This window comes from Rhodococcus sp. NPDC058639, from assembly GCF_042717545.1.
Lineage (GTDB): Bacteria > Actinomycetota > Actinomycetes > Mycobacteriales > Mycobacteriaceae > Rhodococcus.
In genome coordinates, this window is the sequence record NZ_JBHXRF010000005.1 from 63,374 (window position 1) to 82,859 (window position 19,486).

The 19,486-nt window shown below is 68.4% G+C and carries 14 protein-coding genes and 3 riboswitches; of the genes, 7 read left to right on the forward strand and 7 right to left on the reverse strand.

Annotated features, from left to right (window positions below; translation table 11 throughout):
* Positions 1-3 precede the first annotated feature (3 nt).
* The 5 genes from ACFWU2_RS11230 to cobN form a co-directional block, all read right to left on the reverse strand.
* Complete coding sequence (locus ACFWU2_RS11230) at positions 4-786, reverse strand: ABC transporter ATP-binding protein (protein WP_378605417.1); 783 nt, start codon at positions 784-786, stop codon at positions 4-6.
* 13 nt (positions 787-799) lie between these two features.
* The gene (locus tag ACFWU2_RS11235; RefSeq protein WP_378605420.1) at positions 800-1,852 is read right to left on the reverse strand and encodes a FecCD family ABC transporter permease; all 1,053 of its coding nucleotides are present in this window, start codon (positions 1,850-1,852) and stop codon (positions 800-802) included.
* Positions 1,852-2,934: an ABC transporter substrate-binding protein gene (locus ACFWU2_RS11240; RefSeq protein ID WP_378605423.1), complete on the reverse strand. Its 1,083-nt coding sequence runs from the start codon at positions 2,932-2,934 to the stop codon at positions 1,852-1,854. Before ACFWU2_RS11240 ends, ACFWU2_RS11235 begins: the two co-directional genes overlap by 1 nt.
* An 11-nt stretch (positions 2,935-2,945) precedes the next feature.
* A riboswitch (cobalamin riboswitch) is annotated at positions 2,946-3,133 on the reverse strand.
* A 182-nt stretch (positions 3,134-3,315) separates the two neighbouring features.
* Entirely contained in the window at positions 3,316-4,098 is a 783-nt protein-coding gene (gene cobF / locus ACFWU2_RS11245) for a precorrin-6A synthase (deacetylating) (protein WP_378605426.1), read from the reverse strand.
* Complete coding sequence (cobN, locus tag ACFWU2_RS11250; RefSeq protein ID WP_378605429.1) at positions 4,095-7,715, reverse strand: cobaltochelatase subunit CobN; 3,621 nt, start codon at positions 7,713-7,715, stop codon at positions 4,095-4,097. Before cobN ends, cobF begins: the two co-directional genes overlap by 4 nt.
* A 52-nt stretch (positions 7,716-7,767) precedes the next feature.
* Positions 7,768-7,972, reverse strand: a riboswitch (cobalamin riboswitch).
* 27 nt (positions 7,973-7,999) lie between these two features.
* On the opposite strand from cobN, the gene ACFWU2_RS11255 reads away from it, so the two are divergent.
* The 3 genes from ACFWU2_RS11255 to ACFWU2_RS11265 are packed head-to-tail and all read left to right on the forward strand — an operon-like array spanning position 8,000 to position 11,265.
* Positions 8,000-9,073, forward strand: coding sequence for a cobalamin biosynthesis protein CobG (locus tag ACFWU2_RS11255; protein WP_378605432.1), 1,074 nt, complete (start codon positions 8,000-8,002; stop codon positions 9,071-9,073).
* 12 nt (positions 9,074-9,085) lie between these two features.
* Positions 9,086-9,736 (forward strand): precorrin-8X methylmutase, encoded by a 651-nt coding sequence (locus ACFWU2_RS11260; protein WP_378605435.1) that lies wholly within the window; start codon positions 9,086-9,088, stop codon positions 9,734-9,736.
* Positions 9,733-11,265, forward strand: coding sequence for a precorrin-2 C(20)-methyltransferase (locus ACFWU2_RS11265; RefSeq protein WP_378605438.1), 1,533 nt, complete (start codon positions 9,733-9,735; stop codon positions 11,263-11,265). Before ACFWU2_RS11260 ends, ACFWU2_RS11265 begins: the two co-directional genes overlap by 4 nt.
* A 6-nt stretch (positions 11,266-11,271) precedes the next feature.
* On the opposite strand, the gene ACFWU2_RS11270 is transcribed toward ACFWU2_RS11265, so the two are convergent.
* Together ACFWU2_RS11270 and cbiE are read right to left on the reverse strand one after the other, a co-directional pair.
* Positions 11,272-12,027: a cobalt-precorrin-4/precorrin-4 C(11)-methyltransferase gene (locus ACFWU2_RS11270; protein WP_378605441.1), complete on the reverse strand. Its 756-nt coding sequence runs from the start codon at positions 12,025-12,027 to the stop codon at positions 11,272-11,274.
* Complete coding sequence (gene cbiE / locus ACFWU2_RS11275; protein WP_378605444.1) at positions 12,024-13,235, reverse strand: precorrin-6y C5,15-methyltransferase (decarboxylating) subunit CbiE; 1,212 nt, start codon at positions 13,233-13,235, stop codon at positions 12,024-12,026. The genes ACFWU2_RS11270 and cbiE overlap by 4 nt, the downstream gene beginning before the upstream one ends.
* A gap of 41 nt (positions 13,236-13,276) precedes the next feature.
* Positions 13,277-13,472, forward strand: a riboswitch (cobalamin riboswitch).
* Positions 13,473-13,509: 37 nt separating this feature from the next.
* On the opposite strand from cbiE, the gene ACFWU2_RS11280 reads away from it, so the two are divergent.
* From ACFWU2_RS11280 to ACFWU2_RS11295, 4 genes are read left to right on the forward strand one after another with little or no spacing between them, the layout of a single operon-like run.
* On the forward strand, positions 13,510-15,471 hold the full coding sequence (locus ACFWU2_RS11280) for a VWA domain-containing protein (protein WP_378605447.1): 1,962 nt from the start codon (positions 13,510-13,512) through the stop codon (positions 15,469-15,471).
* Complete coding sequence (gene cobO, locus ACFWU2_RS11285; protein ID WP_378605450.1) at positions 15,471-16,085, forward strand: cob(I)yrinic acid a,c-diamide adenosyltransferase; 615 nt, start codon at positions 15,471-15,473, stop codon at positions 16,083-16,085. Before ACFWU2_RS11280 ends, cobO begins: the two co-directional genes overlap by 1 nt.
* Positions 16,086-16,113: 28 nt before the next feature.
* The gene (locus ACFWU2_RS11290) at positions 16,114-18,492 is read left to right on the forward strand and encodes a cobyrinate a,c-diamide synthase (protein ID WP_378605453.1); all 2,379 of its coding nucleotides are present in this window, start codon (positions 16,114-16,116) and stop codon (positions 18,490-18,492) included.
* A complete protein-coding gene (locus tag ACFWU2_RS11295) occupies positions 18,489-19,421 on the forward strand; it encodes a cobalamin biosynthesis protein (RefSeq protein WP_378605456.1) in 933 nt (310 codons plus the stop codon). The genes ACFWU2_RS11290 and ACFWU2_RS11295 overlap by 4 nt, the downstream gene beginning before the upstream one ends.
* Positions 19,422-19,486 lie beyond the last annotated feature (65 nt).

The following is a 19,486-nucleotide window of genomic DNA, read 5'->3' on the forward strand; positions in this document are numbered from 1 at the left end:
CGGTCACCCCTGCTCGGCCAATTCCCGGTCACGGACACGGCGATACCGGATCATCGGCGTGCCTCCGTCGTCGACGACGGAGGCACGCACCCCGTACACGTGCTCGATCATGTCGGACGTCAGTGCCTCGACAGGAGGTCCGTGGGCGACGATCCGCCCCTTCGAGAGAACGACGACCCGGTCGCAGAACATCGCCGCGAGGTTGAGGTCGTGCAGTGCGACGTAACTGGTCACCGGCAATGCCACAACCCGTTCCAGGATGTCGAGCTGATGCTGGACGTCGAGGTGATTGGTCGGTTCGTCGAGCAGGAGTTCCTGCGGGTCCTGGGCGAGTGCCCGTGCGATCTGGGCGCGCTGGCGTTCGCCGCCCGACATGGCTCGCCACAGACGGTCGGCGTGCTCGGTCATACCGGTGGCCACGAGCGCCCGTTCGATCGCGGCCTCGCCTCCGTCGTCGCGCCCGAGGACGTCCGAGTGTGGAACGCGGCCGAGCCGAACGACATCCCGGACCCGGATGTCGACCTCGGTGTGCGAGTGCTGTCCCACCATCGCGACCCGCCTGGCCAGGGTGCGGCGGCCGAACGTCCGGATATCGGCGCCGTCGAGCGTCACCGTGCCCGAGTCCGGACGGTCGACGCCGGCCAGCAGACGCAGGAGTGACGATTTGCCGGAACCGTTGGGGCCGAGCAGCCCGATCGTCTCGCCGGGCCGCGGGTCGATCGTCACGTCGTCGACGACGAGGTTGCCGCCACGGCTCCACCGCAGCGATGTCGCTGCCAGTGTCACTGCTTTTTCCTTGTCACTGCGTGCTCCTCATACGGAAGAGAATCAGGGCGAAGGCGGGCACGCCGATCAGCGCGGTGACCACGCCGACCGGCACCTCCTGCGGCGCGAAGACCGTGCGCGCCACCGCGTCGACCCACACCATGAACACCGCGCCCACCACTGCGGCGACCGGCACGAGACGACTGTGCCTGGGGCCGATCAGGAACCGTGCGGCGTGGGGAAGCACGAGGCCCACGAATCCGATGGCACCGGCCGCGCTGACCAGTACCGCGGTGATGAGGGCCGTCACCACCAGGAACATCAGGCGGGTACGACCCACCGCGATCCCGAGCGTCGCAGCCGTGGACGATCCGAAGGTGAAAGCATCGAGCGCGGAAGCCTTCAGCAGGCACACCGCGATCCCCAGTGCGCACACGCTGCCACACAGGATCACGTCGCTCCAGGTTGCACCCGCGAGCGAGCCGAGCAGCCAGAACAGCACGCCACGGGTGCGTTCTGCGTCGGCCGACGAGATGACGATGAAAGAGGTGAGCGCCGAGAACAATTGCGTACCCGCAACGCCGGCGAGGACCACACGGGAGGTTCCACCGCCCGCGCCCGTCGCGAGCAGCAACACCAGCCCGAACGACACCAATGCGCCGAGAAAGGCACCACCGGACAACGAGATCGCACCGCCTCCGATGCCGAGGACCGCGATCATCACGGCGCCGGTGGAGGCACCGGACGAGATACCGAGCACGAACGGGTCGGCGAGCGGATTGCGCAGCAGCGACTGCATGATCACGCCGCACACGGCCAGGCCGGCCCCGCACACCGCCGCGAGCAACGTTCGCGGAAGCCGCAGTTCCCAGACGATGCCCTCCCGGATCGCGCTCACCGTCGATCCACTCATACCCAGCTTGTCGAAGATCACCGAATAGACGTCGGCGACAGAAAGGTTCGCGGGGCCGACGGTGACGGTCACGGCGATCGACAGGGCGAGCGCCACCACTCCCAGAGTGATCACACCGACGACCGGGACCCGGTCGCCCCTGACGGGCGACCGGGTCTTCGTCTCGACCGTCATCAGTTGCCGGGGTTCCAGTCACGCACTGCGGCGGCGACCTTCTCGATCCCGTCGATCGTGCGGATGGACGGGTTCATGTCGGCGCCGTTGACCACGATGTAACGCTTGTTCTGCACAGCGGACAGTCGCTGTGTGACCGGATTCGACTCGAGGAACGCGATCTTGCTGTCGAGGGCGTCACCGTCGATGCTGCGACGACTCAGATCCCCGAGCACCAGTGCGGTCGGGTCCCGGTCCAGGACCGACTCCCAGCTGACCTGCGGCCACTCGTTGGTGGTGTCGTCGAAGACGTTCTTCGCCCCGACGGAGTTCGTGATGATGCCCGACGAGCCGCAGCAGCCCGCCACATAGGGCGTGTTGATATCGGCGAACCAGAACGCCAGCGACACATCGGACGCATCGATCTCACCGGCGGCGCTCTGGTACCGCTGCTCGAGTTCCGCGACGAATTCCTCACCGCGATCCCGCACGTCGAAAATAGTTGCGAGCTCGCGGATCTCCCTGTAGACCGAGCCCATCGTGAGCGGTTCGGTGCGGTTGCCGTCCGCGTTGACGCTCTCGTCGTTCTTGCCTTCGCAGTCGGTGGGCGACAGGTACGACGGCACCCCGAGCCGGTCGAACTGATCCCGGTCGGCCACACCGCCCTCGCCGAGCGTGCCGCCGAACGATGCCGACACGAAGTCGGGTTCGGTATCGAGGACCACTTCGAACGACGGTTTGTTGTCGGCGAGACGCGGAACCGTCTCGTTGGCGGCGGCAAGGTTGTCGCGCACCGGGTCCGTCCACGTCGCGGTGCCCACCATACGATCGGCGAGTCCGAGCGACAGCAGGATCTCGGTGGAGCCCTGGTTGAGCGAGACTGCCCGCTGCGGGGGCGCATCAATCGTGACGGAGTAGCCGCAATTGTCGATGGTCAGCGGGTAGTTCGTCGCGGACGACGAGACGTCGATGTCCTGTTCGGCGCCGGTCTCGGCGTCGTTCGTCGAACAGCTTGCGACCGCGAGAGTCGCGGCGACGAGTGCGATGCCTGTGCGCAGCATCGGGTACCGCCCCTGCCGGGCGGTGAATATCGAGTTGTTCATGTCCATCCTCGTGGTGTCACTTCGGTCGGCGCAGGTGTCCTGGCTCCCGGATCGACGCTCTCCCCCGGCCTTCCAACCGTGAGGGGTCGTGGCCGTACGAGTGGGGGATCGCTCCTCGGTGACAGTTGCGGGACAGCCCCGGATTCGCACCGGTGTTCCCTACGTCGTATCGAAGCGTACAAGACCTCCGCGAACATGGACATAGCGGCGGGTCGGCGGAAGGGCACACGTCAAGCGGGACGGTGGTGGTATTCACGCCTGAATCGACGTGGTGTCGACGATCTCCGAGCCCAGGTCCGGCTGTGCCACTGCGTATTTGCACAACCGGACCAGTGGAGGAGCCCGGGGAGTCCTCGAGTGGACGACCGAAGGCGGCACCACTCAGGAAGGACCGGCGGCGCGGCGAAGCAGATATGTATCCATTACCCAGCCTCGCGCAACCTTCGCCCGAGCCCGCGCCTTCTCGATCTCGGGAAGTACGTCGGAGAGGCGTCCGGCCACGAGTTCTTCCTCGGTCGTTCCCAGCTGTGCGCCCCACCAGATGTCCCACGCACCAAGTAAATCCGAGCACGCGAGTCGGCCGTCGAGCATGACCACGATGTTCTCGGCGCCTCCGGCGATCTCCTCCGCGAGCCGTCGGCCCGTCGTGATCGTGATGGGGCCTCCGATCACGTTGAGCACGATCTTGTGTCGGGCGGCGAGCATCTGCACACTGCTGACTCCCGGGATCACGTCGTAGTCGATGTCGAGCAGTCCCCGATCGCGAATGCGTTCGACGACACGGATGGTGCTGTCGTACAGGCTCGGATCTCCCCACACCAGGAGCCCGACGGTCTCGCCCTCGAGAACCTGGTCGAGGAGAACGGTCTCGTAGGCTTCGGCGCGCGCGGCGTGCCAGTCGCGCACCTCGGTGGCGTATGCCTCGGGCGTCCGGTCGCGCGGCGGATCGGGCACCGCGATCACGCGATAGTCCCCCGTTCTGTGACGGCGGCAGATCTCTTGCCTCACCGCGACGAGATCACCGGTACCGGCACGTCCGGCTTCGGCTTCCTTGTCGGCGACGAGGAACACATCGACGCTGTTCAACGCGTGTACGGCGGCCACGGTCAGGTCGTCGGGCCCGCCCGGGCCGATACCGATGAGCCGCAGCCGCCGAACGGTCACCCGCGATCCTCGAGATCGCCCTCTGCGTCGAGGTAAGACTGCTGCAGCGCCTGCATGGTGTCGGGATCGGGTTCGGCCCACAACCCGCGGTCGGCCGCTTCGGTGAGACGCTCGACGATGCCGCGCAAAGCCCACGGATTCGCTTCCCTCAGGAACCGCTGGGTCTCGGGGTCGAGTGCATAGTTCTGCGCAAGGCTCTCGTACATCCAGTCGTGCACGACACCGGCGGTCGCGTCGTACCCGAAGAGGTAGTCGACGGTCGCGGCGAGTTCGAAGGCGCCCTTGTAACCGTGCCGGCGCATCGCCGTGATCCAGCGCGGATTGACCACCCGGGCACGGAACACTCTCGCGGTCTCCTCGGCGAGCGACCGGGTGCGCACCGCGTCGGGTGTGGTGGAGTCCCCGATGTAGGCCTTCGGGTCGTTGCCGGTGAGTGCGCGTACCGGCGCGACCATGCCGCCGTGGTACTGGAAGTAGTCGTCCGAGTCGGCGATGTCGTGTTCGCGGGTGTCGGTGTTCTTCGCCGCCACTGCGATACGCCGGTAGTTGGCGCGCATGTCCTCGGCGGCGGGTTCGCCGTGCAGGCCGCGGCCGTAGGCGAAGCCACCCCACGCGGTATACACCTCGGCGAGATCCGCATCGGTGCGCCAGTTTCCGGAGTCGATGAGTTGCAGGATCCCCGCACCGTAGGACCCGGGTTTGGAACCGAAGATCCGACGCACTGCTCGGTCGGCGTCACCGTGCTCGGCTTCGTCCCGTTCAGCGTGGGCGCGTATGTAGTTCATTCCGAGAGGTTCGTCCAGTGCGGCGACCAAGCGGATCGCGTCGTCGAGCATTCCGATGACGTGCGGAAACGCATCGCGGAAGAACCCGGAGATCCGGACGGTGACGTCGATGCGTGGCCGACCGAGCTCTTCGAGTCCGATCACGATCAACTCCCGGACACGCCGAGACTCGTGATCCCATTCGGGGCGCACACCGATCAGCGCGAGGACTTCGGCGATGTCGTCGCCGGCGGTCCGCATCGCCGAGGTCCCCCACACCGACAGTCCCACCGACTGCGGGTACTCACCGGTGTCCGCGAGATACCTCTCGATAAGGGCATTCGCGAGTGCCACGCCGGTGTCGTAGGCGAGACGGCTCGGGACCGCCTTGGGATCGACGGTGTAAAAGTTGCGGCCGGTGGGCAGGACGTTGACCAGGCCGCGCAGCGGCGAACCGGACGGCCCGGCCGGGACGTACCCGCCGTCGAGCGCATGCAACACCGCATCGAGTTCGTCGGTGGTCCGCGCCAGTCGCGGAACCACCTGCTCCGCGGCGAACTCCAGCACCCGGGCGACGTCGTCGTCGGCACGGCCGAGGATCGATCCGACGGTGGCCGAGACGGATTCGACGCGCCATCCGTGATCTTCCATCGCCTGCAGGAGCGACCGCGCCTGCGCCTCGATGGCATCGACCTCGGCCAACGGTGCGTCCGGCTTCAGCCCGAGAGCCGTGCGCAGGCCCGGCACCGCGTGCGACCTACCGCCCCACACCTGCGCGGCACGCAAAATCGACAGCACCAGATCGACCCGCGCTTGTCCTTCGGGGGCCCCACCGAGGATGTGCAGACCGTCGCGGATCTGCGCGTCCTTGACCTCGCACAACCAGCCGTCGACGTGCAGGAGGAAGTCGTCGAACTCGGCGTCGTGCGGGCGATCGTCGAGGCCGAGATCGTGGTCTAGTTTCGCGGCTTGGATGAGCGTCCAGATCTGCGCGCGGATCGCGGGCAGCTTCGCCGGGTCCATCGCCGCGATGTTGGAGTACTCGTCGAGCAGCTGCTCCAAACGCGCGATGTCGCCGTAGGATTCGGCGCGCGCCATCGGCGGGATCAGGTGGTCGACGATCGTGGCGTGTGCGCGACGCTTGGCCTGTGCTCCCTCGCCGGGATCGTTGACGAGGAACGGATAGATCAACGGCATGTTGCCGATCGCGGCATCCGTCGCACACGACGCGGACAGTCCTGCATTCTTGCCGGGCAACCACTCCATCGAACCGTGCTTGCCGAGGTGGACGACGGCGTCGGCGCCGAATCCGTTCTCCACCCACCGGTATGCCGCCAGGTAGTGGTGCGACGGCGCCATATCGGGATCGTGATAGATCGCAACGGGGTTCTCACCGAATCCGCGGGGCGGTTGGATCATCAGCACCACGTTCCCTGCCTGCAGGGTCGCGAGAACGACAGCCTTCTCCTCGCCCTCCCCGTCGACGAACAACGAACCGGGGGCCTCGCCCCAGGCCTGTGTCATCGCATCGTTCAGTTCCGCGGGTAGGTCCTTCGTCCACTCGCGGTACCGAGGGGCAGTGACACGCACCGGGTTACCGGACAACTGTTCGGTGGTGAGCCATTCCTCGTCCTGACCACCCGCGTCGATGAGCGCGTGGATCAGGGCGTTTCCGGCTTCTGCGTCGTCGTCGAGATCCATGCCGGGGAAGCCGTCGCCCAGGTCGTACCCCTGCTCGCGCATGGCTCGCAGGAGCCGGATCGCCGATACCGGAGTATCCAGGCCCACGGCGTTGCCGACCCGGGAGTGCTTCGTCGGATATGCCGACAGCATGAGCGCGATGCGTCGCTGGTGTGGGGGTACGTGCCGTAGCCGGGCATGCGCCACCGCGATACCGGCGACCCTGCGGCAACGCTCGGGATCGGTGACGTAGCGCGGCAGTCCGTCGACGTCGAGTTCCTTGAACGAGAACGGCACCGTGATGATGCGGCCGTCGAACTCTGGAACCGCGATCTGAGTGGCCGAATCCAGCGGGGACACACCGTCGTCGGACTCGGCCCAGCTGTCGCGGCTCCACGTCAGGCACAGTGCTTGGAGAATCGGGATGTCGAGTGCGGCCAGCGCCGCGACGTCCCACGCCTCGTCCTCACCGCCGGCACTCGCAGTCGCGGGCTTGGTGCCGCCCGCCGCGAGTACCGTCACAACCAGGGCGTCGAGAGTGCCGAGTTCGCGCAGGAGATCATCCGGGGCACCGCGCAGCGATGCGCAGTGGATCGCGACGCCGCGTGCCTTGCCGGTCGCGTCGATCGCATCGGCGAGATCGTGTGCGAATCGAACGTTTCCGCTGGTGTGGTGCGCGCGGTAGAACAACACGCCCACTCGTGGAAGCGTCGCGTCGAACGGTTCGGGACGGTCGAGAACACCCCATTCGGGCAGTGGGAACGGGGGTACGAAGCCTTCACCGCCGAGGAGCACCGTGTCGGACAGGAACGCGTGCAATTGCGCGAGGTTCGCGGGACCGCCGTAGGCGAGGTAACGATGGACCTCGGCAGCGGTTCCGATCGGCACCGTGGAGTAGCCCATCAGTTCCGCGTCTGGGGTCTGTTCCCCGCCGAGAACGACGACGGGAACCCCTTGGGCGAGAACCAGGTCCAGCCCCGTCTGCCAGGAACGGGCGGATCCGAGGATTCGCACGACGACCAGGTCGGTTCCGGCCAGCAGGGCAGGGAGCGCTCGGGGATCCTCGCCGGTCAGGTCGAGCCGGGACGGGTTGCCGACCACCCAATCGACGCCACTCGAACGCGCCGACAGCAGGTCGGTGTCCGACGTCGACAACAGCGCGAGCCGCGTCACAACGCAACCCGAAGCAGCACAACAGAAGCCATGTTCAGTCTCCAAAACCCTCGTGGACCTCGCGTGCCGTGGCCGGTCTCCTGGCTGACGGATCGACGCTGCTCGGCCGACCTTCCCGGAGCTGGCTCCAGTGGCCTCCGCACCGGCGGACCGGTACGGACGAGGGCGAACAACTACCCGCTCACAGTGGCGAGGGCCGCGTCGGTTTTTCACCGACTTCCCGAGCACCACGGCAAACCGAGAGTAGCGCACGGTTTTCTCCGGGTGTGCAACCATGTGCGCTCATGGCCGACCTTCCTCCCGAAACCTTCGCACCGGATCGGTGCCCCGGGGTGCTGCGTCCGCATCTCGCAGCCGACGGTGCGCTGGTGCGACTGCGTGCGCCGGGCGGCCGGGTACCGGACGGTGGTGTGTACCGGTTGTCGGTGGCGGCCCGGCAGTTCGCGGACGGCGACCTCCACCTCACGTCACGCGGAAATGTGCAGATCAGAGGCATTTCCGTCGACGAATCCGGGGCCGTTCCGGAAGGGCTCGTGCAGGCAGTCTCCGGTGCCGGGTTCCTGCCGTCGGCGTCCCACGAACGTGTGCGGAACATCGTCGCGTCGCCGCTGTCCGGACGGTTCGGAGGGCTCGCCGACATCGGGCCGCTCATCGGTGCTCTCGACGAGGCACTGTGCCGGGAACCTGCGCTCACCGACCTGCCCGGCAGGTTCCTGTTCGGTCTCGACGACGGCCGCGGCGACGTTGCGGCTCTACGGTGCGACCTCGCCGCGGTCGCGGTCGATGCCCGCAGCGCACGGCTCACCATCGGAGATCTGTCCGGTCCGACACTACCGTTGGCGGACGTGGTCGACGTCATGATCGCGACGGCACTGCGGTTCGTCGAGGTACGGGCGACGCGGTGGCACGTGCGGCAACTTCCCGGGGCCGGGCGCGAAATCGGCGGCGTTTCAACCGTTCCCCCGGCGCCGCCTGCCGTAATGCCGTACGGCGTCCTCGGTACGGCGGTATCGGTGCTGGTTCCGCTGGGGATACTCACCCCGCCGATGGTCGCCGCGCTGCCGGCCCGAGGCGTGATCGTCACACCGTGGCGTGGACTCGTCCTACCCGGTGACAGTGATCCGGCCGCGCTGGCCGCCGCCGGGTTCGTGCTCGACGACGATTCGCCGTGGAGACGGGTCACCGCTTGCACTGGTGCACCCGGGTGTAACCTCGCCCGTGGAAACACCCGAGTATTCGCACGCCGCGTCGCTGCGTCACCCCTCCCGGACCGCGCCGTGCATGTTGTCGGTTGCGAACGCTCTTGCGGCGCACCGCACTCCCCTCACTCCCTAGTCTTCGCCTGCAGTCCGCCGTAACAGGAGCCCGCCGTGATCGAATCCCCGCCACCCCGTCGGTACGAGTACGAGACCGACGGTGCCGAGATCTACGTCCGCTCGTTCGCGACGATCCGGGCCGAATCCGATCTCGCCGCGATTCCGGCGGATGCAGAGAAGGTCGCGGTGCGCATGATCCACGCGAGTGGCCAGACCGACCTCGCCCGAGATCTGGTGATCCATCCCGATCTGGTCTCGGTGGCCCGTCGGGCACTCGATGCCGGAGCGCCGATTCTCACCGACGCGAACATGGTCGCCTCCGGTGTCACCCGCACCCGCCTGCTCGCCGACAACGAGGTGTTGTGCCTGTTGCGTGATCCGCGGGTTCCGGGTCTTGCCGAGCGCTGGGGCACCACTCGGTCGGCGGCAGCGGTGTCGCTGTGGGCCGACCGGCTCGACGGCGCCGTCGTCGCGATCGGCAATGCTCCCACCGCGCTGTTCCACCTGCTGGAGATGCTCGACGCGGGCGCGCCCCGGCCCGCCGCGATCATCGGGGTGCCGGTCGGGTTCATCGGTGCCGCCGAGTCCAAGGAGGCCCTGATCGAACACGGTCTGCAGATCCCGCACCTGGTGGTTCGGGGACGACGCGGCGGCTCGGCGATGGCATCGTCCGCACTCAACGCACTGGCTCAGGAAGCGGAATGACCACTACAGCACACACTCCCGGCAAGATCTTCGGCGTAGGTCTGGGCCCCGGCGATCCCGAACTCATCACACGCAAAGCCGCGCGATTGGTCGGCGAGGCCGACGTGATCGCCTACTACTCGGGAACACACGGTCGGTCGATCGCGCGCTCGATCGCGGCCGACCTCATCCCGGACGGTGCGCTCGAGGAACGTCTGGTGTACCCGGTCACCACCGGCACCGCCGACCATCCCGGCGGATACGACGGCGCGATCGCCGACTTCTACGACGAGTCCGCGGCTCGGTTGGCCGTGCACCTCGACGCGGGCCTGACCGTGGTGGTGCTGTGCGAAGGCGACCCGTTGTTCTACGGCTCCTACATGTACCTCCACGATCGCCTTGCGACACGCTATGCCGCCGAGGTGGTTCCGGGGGTGACGTCGTTCTCCGCAGCATCGGCCGCAGCGGCGGAACCTCTGGTGCGGCGTACCGATGTCCTTACGATTCTGCCGGGCACACTACCGGAACCGGAACTGGCACGTCGCCTCGCCGACACCGACGGCGCCGTGATCATGAAGCTCGGCCGCACGTTTCCGGCGGTCCGCAACGCGCTCGCGCAGTCGGGTCGGCTCGCGGATGCCGTATATGTCGAGCGCGCGTCGATGGGTGGCCAGCGGATCGCGCCCGTCGCCGGTGTCGATCCGGCCGACGTGCCGTACTTCTCGGTGATCCTGGCCCCCGGCGACCGGGCCCCGCGTAACCACGGAATCGCGGACCGATCCCGGCCGGCGGTCAAGTCGGAGCCGGAACCTGTTGTTGCCTCGGAAGTTCTGGTGATCGGCCTGGGACCCGCCGACGAGAAGTGGCTGACACCGGAAGCGTCCGACGCACTCTCGTCCGTGGATCACGTCGTCGGATACGGGCCGTACGTGGACCGGGTTCCGGTTCGGGCGGGCCTGCAACGACATTCGACCGGCAACACCGTCGAGGTCGACCGTGCCCGATTCGCTCTCGATCTTGCGCTGGCCGGCGAGAAGGTCGCCGTGGTCTCCGGCGGCGACGCCGGTGTCTTCGGCATGGCGTCGGCGGTGTTCGAAGCCGCTCGCGACGACAAGTACGAGTCCGTACCGATCCGGGTACTTCCCGGAGTGTCCGCAGTGCAGGCGGTCGCTGCCCGCGCCGGTGCACCGATCGGCGGCGATTTCGCGGTGATGAGCCTGTCCGACCGGCTCAAGCCGTGGGAGGTGATCGAACGGCGTCTCGTCGCCGTCGCCGAGGCCGACCTGGTGCTGGGCATCTACAACCCCGCGTCGCGGTCGCGCACGACGCAGGTCGCCGACGCCAAGGACGTGCTGCTGCGGCACCGGCCGGGCGACACCGTCGTCGTGGTCGGACGCGACGTGGGCCGCCCTGGCGAATCCCTCGACGTCACCACGCTCGAGAAACTCGACCCGGCGAGCATCGACATGAAGTGTCTTCTCATCATCGGTGCCGCGGGCACCTCGGTGACGGCAGCCGGGGCGGTGTGGACCGCGCGATCCGTTCGGTGACATCCGCTACACATGGCGGGGGCGCGCCGGGTCGTAGAGATGCGAACACGCCACTTCGGACTGCTCCCGGACACCGAGCGCCCTACCCACGAGAATCACCGCGGTGTGCTTCAACCCGGCCTGCTCGACCCGGTCCGCGATGTCCGCGAGCGTGCCGCGGAGCACCAACTCGTCGGGGCGGGATGCGAAGGCCACGACGGCGACCGGGCAGTCGGTTCCGTACTCCGCGCTCAACTCCTCCGCGAGAACACGCATCCTGGTGATCGCGAGGTGCAGAACCAGACTGGCACGCAGACCCGCGACCCGTGCGAGCACCTCGGTGTCGGGCATCGCCGTCGACCGCGCCTGCGTACGAGTGAGCACGACCGTCTGCACCAATTCCGGCACCGTCAGTTCCGCGCCGAGGGTCGCGGCTGCCGCCGCATACGCGGGCACGCCCGGAGTGACGTCCCACGGCACTCCGGCCGCGTCGAGCCGCCGGGTCTGCTCGGTGAGCGCCGAGTACAGCGACGGATCGCCCGAACACAACCGCACCGCGTCGAGGCCGCGGCGGTGCGCATCGACGAGATGCTCGGTGATTCGATCGAGGTCCAGGTGCTGGGTGTCCACGAGTTCGGCATCGTCGGCGCAGTGCGCGAGGATCTCGTCGTCGAGGTAGGTACCCGCGTACAGCACCACCGGCGCGTGCCGCAGCAGCTCGGCCGCACGCAGCGTCAGCAGGTCGGCCGCGCCGGGCCCGGATCCTACGAAATGGACTGTCATTTTCCACCTTTCACAATGGACCACTGCACCACCGGGCGCAGTGATTGCCACCCGGTGAATGTTCCTATGGGCGCAGCCTGTTCGACTGACAACCGGGTCAGCTCACCGCCGTACGTCTTCCACCACTCCACGAGCACGGCCTCGGTCTCGAGGGTCACGGAGTGAGCCACGAGACGACCACCCTCGCGCAGCGCGTTCCAGCACGCGTCGAGCACCCCGGCTCGACTGCCGCCGCCGCCGACGAAGATCGCGTCGGGTGCCTCGAGTCCCGCCAAGGCCTCCGGCGCCCCACCGAGTACCACACGCAACGAGGTCGGCACCCCGAGCCGGGATGCATTGCGCTCGATGGCCTCCGCGCGGGAGGGGTTCCGCTCGAGCGCGATCGTCCGGCAACTCGGATCGGTACGCGCCCACTCGATTCCCACCGATCCGGCACCGGCGCCGACGTCCCACAACAACTGCCCCGGTTTCGGTGCCAGCGCGCAGACCGCCGCGATCCGGATAGGTCGTTTGCTGAGCTGACCGTCGTGTTCGAAACACTCGTCGGGAAGCCCCGGCGCCGTCGAGTTACCTTCGGCCCCTCTGCATTCGATGCACAGCAGGCTCAGGTCGTCGCCCGGCACACCGACGAATTCCCGCGCGGTGCCCGCCCGGCGCGACTCGCCGCTCTCGCTACCGAGGTTCGACAGGAGCGTCACCCGTGCCGCACCGAACCCCTCGTCGACGAGCAATCGCGCGACCGCGTCGAGACTCGATGCATCCGACGTCAGCACGATCAGCCGTCGATCGCGAGACAGGTACCGGCGCAGCGCGTCGACGTTCCGGCCCACGAGCGTGACCGTCTCGCAGTCCTCCGCGGCCCAGCCCATCCGGACACGGGCCAGCGAGACGGACGACACCGCCGGAATCACGTGCACCGCTTGGCGACCGAGCCTGCGGATCAACGTGGACCCGATTCCGGACACCAGCGGATCACCCGATGCGAGCGCGACGATCGACCGCCCCTCATGGCGGGCGAGGACGTCGTCGAGACCCCCGAGCAGTGGGGACGGCCACGGCTCGCGGATCGCGGCGGTGGCCGGCACCGACGCGAGATGCCGGCGCCCGCCGAGCAGGACATCGGCGCGTAGAACGTGTGCCCGTGCGGCCGGCGCGACGCCGGCCCAGCCGTCGGCACCGACGCCGACCACGGTGATCGAAGAACCCATGGCGGTGAACCATAGTGCAGGGCGGTGCGGATACACTCGGCCACGGCAAGACAATCGAAGGTGCCCCTCACGGGGATAATCGGGAAGCCGGTGAGAATCCGGCACAGGCCCGCTGCGGTGACCCGGGAGTCGTCGATCATGCGCATACGCGCAGCCACTGGACCATCGGTCCGGGAAGGCGATCGCACGATGTCCGACCGGGAAGTCCGAATACCGGCCTTCGATTCAGCTGCCGAAGAGTACGTCCCAGCGGGAGCCTGTGGAGGGTCGAGTAGTGCACGTGTATCCGTTCAGCGCCGTCGTCGGTTCAGACGATCTGGCGCTCGCCCTGACGCTGTGCGCGGTGTCGCCGGAGATCGGCGGCGTGCTCGTGCGCGGCGAGAAAGGCACCGCGAAATCGACGATGGTCCGGGCGCAGGCAGCATTGTTGCCGCAGGTCACTCAGGTCCAGAGCTGCCGATTCGCGTGTGATCCCCGGTCCGTCGACCCAGCCTGCCCCGACGGGCCGCACCCGGCGGACGCGCCCGTACGGCGTCGTCCGGCGCGCCTCGTCGAACTGCCCGTGGGCGCCACCGAGGACCGGGTCACCGGTTCGCTGCACCTGCAGAAAGCGTTGTCTGTGGGTACTGCGGAATACGAACCCGGCCTGCTCGCGCTCGCACATCGCGGCGTGCTGTACGTCGACGAAGTGAATCTCTTGCACGACCACCTCGTCGATCTGCTGCTCGATGCTGCCGCGATGGGACGTTCCACGGTCGAGCGCGACGGGGTGTCCGTTACCCATGCCGCACGATTCGTGCTGGTCGGCACCATGAATCCCGAGGAGGGCGAACTGCGACCGCAGCTGCTGGACCGGTTCGGCCTGACGGTCGAAGTGGCGGCACCGCGTGATCCGCAGTTGCGTGCCGAGATCGTTCGCCGGCGTCTGGCATTCGATGCCGACCCCGCTGCATTCACCGCGCACTGGGCCGACGCCGAAGCCGCACTGTCCGAGCGCATCGTCGATGCCCGCCGCAGGATGCCGCAGGTTCGGCTCGGCGATGCCGCGCTCGTCGCGATCGCGGAGGTGTGTGCCGCGTTCGACGTCGACGGCATGCGCGCCGACCTGGTCACCGCGAAAACCGCCGTGGCACATGCGGCCTGGGAGGGTCGCGGCGCGGTGACCCGCGAGGACATCGCGGTCGCCGCGAAACTCGCTCTGCCGCATCGCCGTCGCCGCAGCCCTTTCGACTCGCCGGGGATGGACGACGATCTGCTCGACGAACTGCTCGGCAACACCGCGCCCGACGACGGCCCGGACGACGACGGCCCCGACGGTGACGGCGCGCCGGATCCGTCCGGTCCGGCAGGCGACGACGCGGATACTGCGTCCTCCGAAACAGATTCGGCGTCCCCGGAGACGAAGTCGGAGCGGCAGTCCGCTACCGCACCCACCGCGGTGACCGCCCCCGGCGATCCGTACCGCACCCGACTGTTCACCGCGGACCGCACCGGACGCGGCACGGCGGGCCGGCGTTCACGGGCACGCACCACGATCGGCCGCACCGTCGGTGAGCGTCGCGGCGATACCGGCCCGGTCCATCTCCCCGCGACGATCCGCGCGAATGCCCTTTCCGGTTCGGTCGGGTCGGAAGCAGGGCCACGCGGGGTGCGGGAACTGCGACGCAAGGTGATCGAGGGCCGCGAGGCAAACCTGGTGCTGCTGTGCGTCGACGCCTCCGGGTCGATGGCCGCGAAACAGCGCATGACCCAGGTGAAGACCGCGATCCTGTCGCTACTGCTCGACGCGTACCGTCGCCGCGACACCGTCGGCCTCGTCACCTTCCGGGGAACCACCGCGAGTCTCACCCTGCCTCCCACCAATTCGGTCGACGTTGCCGCCACACGGCTCCGCGAACTTCCCGCCGGCGGACGCACACCGCTCGCCGAGGGGTTGATCGAATCCGCCGAGACCATTCGGCGGCACCGGTTGCGCGACCCGGACCGGCGCGCGTTGCTCGTCGTCGTCACCGACGGTCGCGCGACGTCCGGCGAGAATGCGGTGAAACGGTCCCTCGAGGCCGCAGATGTGATTGCAGCACAGGGAATCTCCGCAGTCGTCGTCGACTCCGAAACGGGCCGGTTCCGGATGAGACTGGCGGGGCGTCTCGCCGAGCGACTCGGAGCCGAATACGTACAGGTCGGCGATGTGCACGCCGACGCACTCACCGGAATCGTTCGAGGAAGGGCCGCCTGATGCCGAAGGGACAACCGGACGTCGTGCCCGACGACGGGCTCACCACCCGCCAGCGGCGCAATCGTCCACTGCTCATGGTCAACACCGGTGACGGCAAAGGGAAGTCGACGGCCGCATTCGGGCTTGCCCTGCGCGGCTGGAACCAGGGCTGGTCGGTCGCGGTGTTCCAGTTCGTCAAGTCCGCCAAGTGGCGACTCGGTGAGCAGACCGCATTCGAAACCCTCGGCGAATTGCACACCGAGCGTGGCACGGGCGGGCCGATCGAATGGCACAAGATGGGCTCGGGCTGGTCGTGGTCGCGCAAGGAAGGCAGCGACGAGGACCATGCCGCGGATGCACTGGCGGGGTGGCGCGAGATCCAGCGGCGTCTGGCCGCGGAGCAGCACGGGTTGTACGTGCTCGACGAATTCACCTACCCGATCGACTGGGGTTGGATCGACATCGGCGAGGTCGTCGACACCCTCACCCACCGCACCGGGCACCAGCACGTCATGATCACCGGACGTCGCGCCCACCCGAAACTGCTCGACATCGCCGACCTCGTGACAGAGATGACGAAGATCAAGCACCCCATGGACACGGGCCAGAAGGGCCAGCGGGGAATCGAATGGTGAGAGAGAACATGGTGAGAGAGAACGAAGAGTGGTAGTCCTCCCCCGCCTCGTCGTTGCCGCGCCGGCCTCCGGTCATGGTAAGACCACCGTGTCGGCAGGGCTGATGGCGGCCCTGCGACGCACCGGAATGGTGGTCTCGGGACACAAGATCGGCCCCGACTACATCGACCCCGGCTATCACGCGCTGGCGACGGGTCGTCCCGGACGCAACCTCGATCCGCATCTCGTCGGCGAAGACCTCGTCGCACCGCTGTTCCTCCATGGCGCTGCGGGCGCCGACATCGCGGTGGTCGAGGGTGTCATGGGGTTGTACGACGGGATGCTCGGCACCGACGGTTACGCGTCGACCTCGCACGTCGCGTCGCTGCTGGCTGCGCCGGTGATCCTCGTCGTCGACGTGTCGCACGCGTCGCGGTCGATCGCGGCGGTCGTGCACGGCATGGCGTCGTACGACCGCGGCACCCGCATCGCTGGGGTGATCTTGAACAAGGCCGGCTCCCAGCGTCATTCGGACGAGGTGATCGCGGCACTAGAGCCCACCGGTATCCCGGTGCTCGGCGTACTGCACCGCGACGACGGAATCTCGGCTCCCTCCCGGCACCTGGGCCTGATTCCGGCCGAGGAGCGCGCGGAGGCGGCCGGGCAACTCGATCGGCTCGCCGACCACATCGTGGAACACATCGACCTTGCCGAGCTCGTGCGGATCGCGCGAGCGGCACCGGATGTGCACAGCCGGTCGTGGGCGCCCGGCGAGTCGGTGTCCCACAGCGAGGCGGGCCCGGTCGTCGCGATTGCGGGGGGCCGCGCCTTCACCTTCCGCTACACCGAAACCGAAGAGCTGTTGCGCGCCGCCGGATGCCGCACCGTCACCTTCGACCCCCTGCGCGACGAGAAGCTTCCGGACGGCACCACCGGGATCTATCTCGGAGGTGGCTTCCCAGAGGTTCATGCCGCGGATCTCTCCGCGAATGTGCCACTGCGTGAACATCTCCGGGCCGCGATCACCGCAGGTGTACCGACCGTCGCCGAATGCGCCGGTCTGCTGTATCTGTGCCGCGACGTCGACGGCGCCGAGATGGTCGGCGCGCTCGATGCGTCCGCGCGGATGACCTCACGCCTGACCCTGGGCTACCGCACCGCGATCGCCACGACCGACAGCCTGCTGGCCACCGCCGGCACCCGCGTCACCGGACACGAGTTCCATCGCACCGTCGTCGAGCCCGGCACTGCCCCCGGCTGGTTGCTCGACGGGCGGCCCGACGGCTTCGCGACCGCGGCACTGCACGCGTCGTACCTGCACACCCATTGGGCCGGCCACCCGCAGCTCGCACAGCGGTTCGTCGACGCGGCCCGCACCGCGACACCCATGCCCGCACCACCGCCGAGGCCCCGCCTGCACGCCCCCGACCTGCACCACCACGGCGATCGCGAGGCCACCCCCTGGCTCGTCGACCTCGCCGTCAACGTCTCGAGACGCCCGCGTCCCACATGGTTGGACGACGCACTGCGCGCGGCCCTCGGCGACCTGGACCGCTACCCGGACCCGGGGGCCGCCCGGTCCGCCCTCGCCGACCGGCACGGCCGCACCGTCGACGAGGTACTGCCGACCGCGGGTGGCGCCGAAGCCTTCACCCTCATCGCGCGTGCACGGGCATGGCGCGCCCCGGTGGTCGTGCATCCGCAGTTCACCGAACCGGAGGCGGCACTCGCCGCGGCCGGGCACGACGTGCGGCGCGTGATCCTGCGTGCGGACGACGGCTTCGTCCTCGGTCCCGGTGCCGTGCCCGACGATGCGGATCTCGTCGTGATCGGCAACCCCACGAACCCGACGTCGGTGCTGCACCCCGCCGGGACGTTGCGGGCACTGCTCCGGCCGGGACGTGTCGTGGTGGTCGACGAAGCTTTCATGGATGCTGTTCCCGGAGAAACGGAGTCGCTCGCGGGCGAGCGACATTCCGGTTTGCTGGTGATTCGTTCGCTGACGAAAACGTGGGCGATTCCCGGCATCCGGGCGGGGTATGTCGTCGGCGCCGCCGACGTGATCGCGGATCTCGCGGCGCAGCAACCTCCGTGGTCGGTGTCGACCCCTGCCGCGGCGGCAATGATCGCGTGCGCGTCGGCACGCGCCACGTCGGAGGCCGAGACGATCGCGCGGGAGGTCACCGCCGACCGAGCCGCACTCGTCGAAGCGCTGAACGAAGCGGGCCTGACGGTGACCGGCGCTCCCGCCGGGCCGTTCGTGCTGGTCCCCGTGCCCACCGATACTCGGGAACAGTTGCGCGCACGGGGCTTCGCCGTGCGCCGCGGCGATACGTTCCCCGGGCTCGGTGAGCAGTGGGTGCGGATCGCCGTACGCGACCGCGCCACCACCGTCGCGCTGCTCGATGCGTGGAGGTCGATCCGATGAGGGCGGCAGGGCTGATGCTGGGGTACATCGCCGACCAGATTCTCGGTGATCCTCGGCGGTGGCATCCCGTGAGCGGCTTCGGGAAGGTCGCGCGGTCGGCCGAGCGCGTGATGTATGCCGACAACCGCAGTGCCGGAGTGACATTCACGATCGTGCTCGTCGGCTCCACCGGATTACTGGGCTGGGCGGCCGACCGGGCAACCCGATCCCGCCCCCTGCTCAACACCGCGGTCGTCGCCGCCGCGACCTGGGTGGTGCTCGGGGGCCGATCCCTCGGTATCGAGGCGCGCGCCCTGGACGACCAGTTGAGCCGCGGCGACCTCGCGGCGGCCCGGGTGCAGATCACGCATCTCGTCGGACGCGACCCCTCACAGCTCGATGCGAACGGTATCGCCCGCGCGACAATCGAATCCGTGGCCGAGAACACCTCGGATGCCGTCGTCGCACCGCTCGTGTGGGGCGCGATTCTCGGTCCGGCCGGGTTGCTCGGCTATCGCGCCACGAACACGCTGGACGCCCGGGTCGGGCACCGCACTCCCCGTCTGGAACGATTCGGGTGGGCGTCGGCGCGATTCGACGATGCGGTGAACCTCGTCCCGGCTCGGTTGACCGCACTGCTGGCTGCTGCGCTGGGCGGGCATTCCGTCGCGGCATTCCAAGCCTGGCGGCGGGACGCGCACAAGCATCCGAGTCCGAATGCGGGTCCCGTCGAGGCGGCTTTTGCCGGGGCGCTCGGAATCACGCTCGGGGGAGCGAACGTCTATCACGGAGTCGTCGAGGATCGCGGGACGCTGGGCGACGGCCCGGCACCCGCACCGACGGATATCGGCAGAACCGCGCGTCTGGCAGCACGGGTAGGTGCGGGAGCACTCATCTCGACCGTTGCACTGGCCGTCGCCGTGCGAGTTGTGGTGCCCGCAAGTCGGTGACGGTCGCGGTCGGACTCGTCCCGCCGGACGTTCCCGGCAGCGACATTTCCAAGTGGCGCACGCCA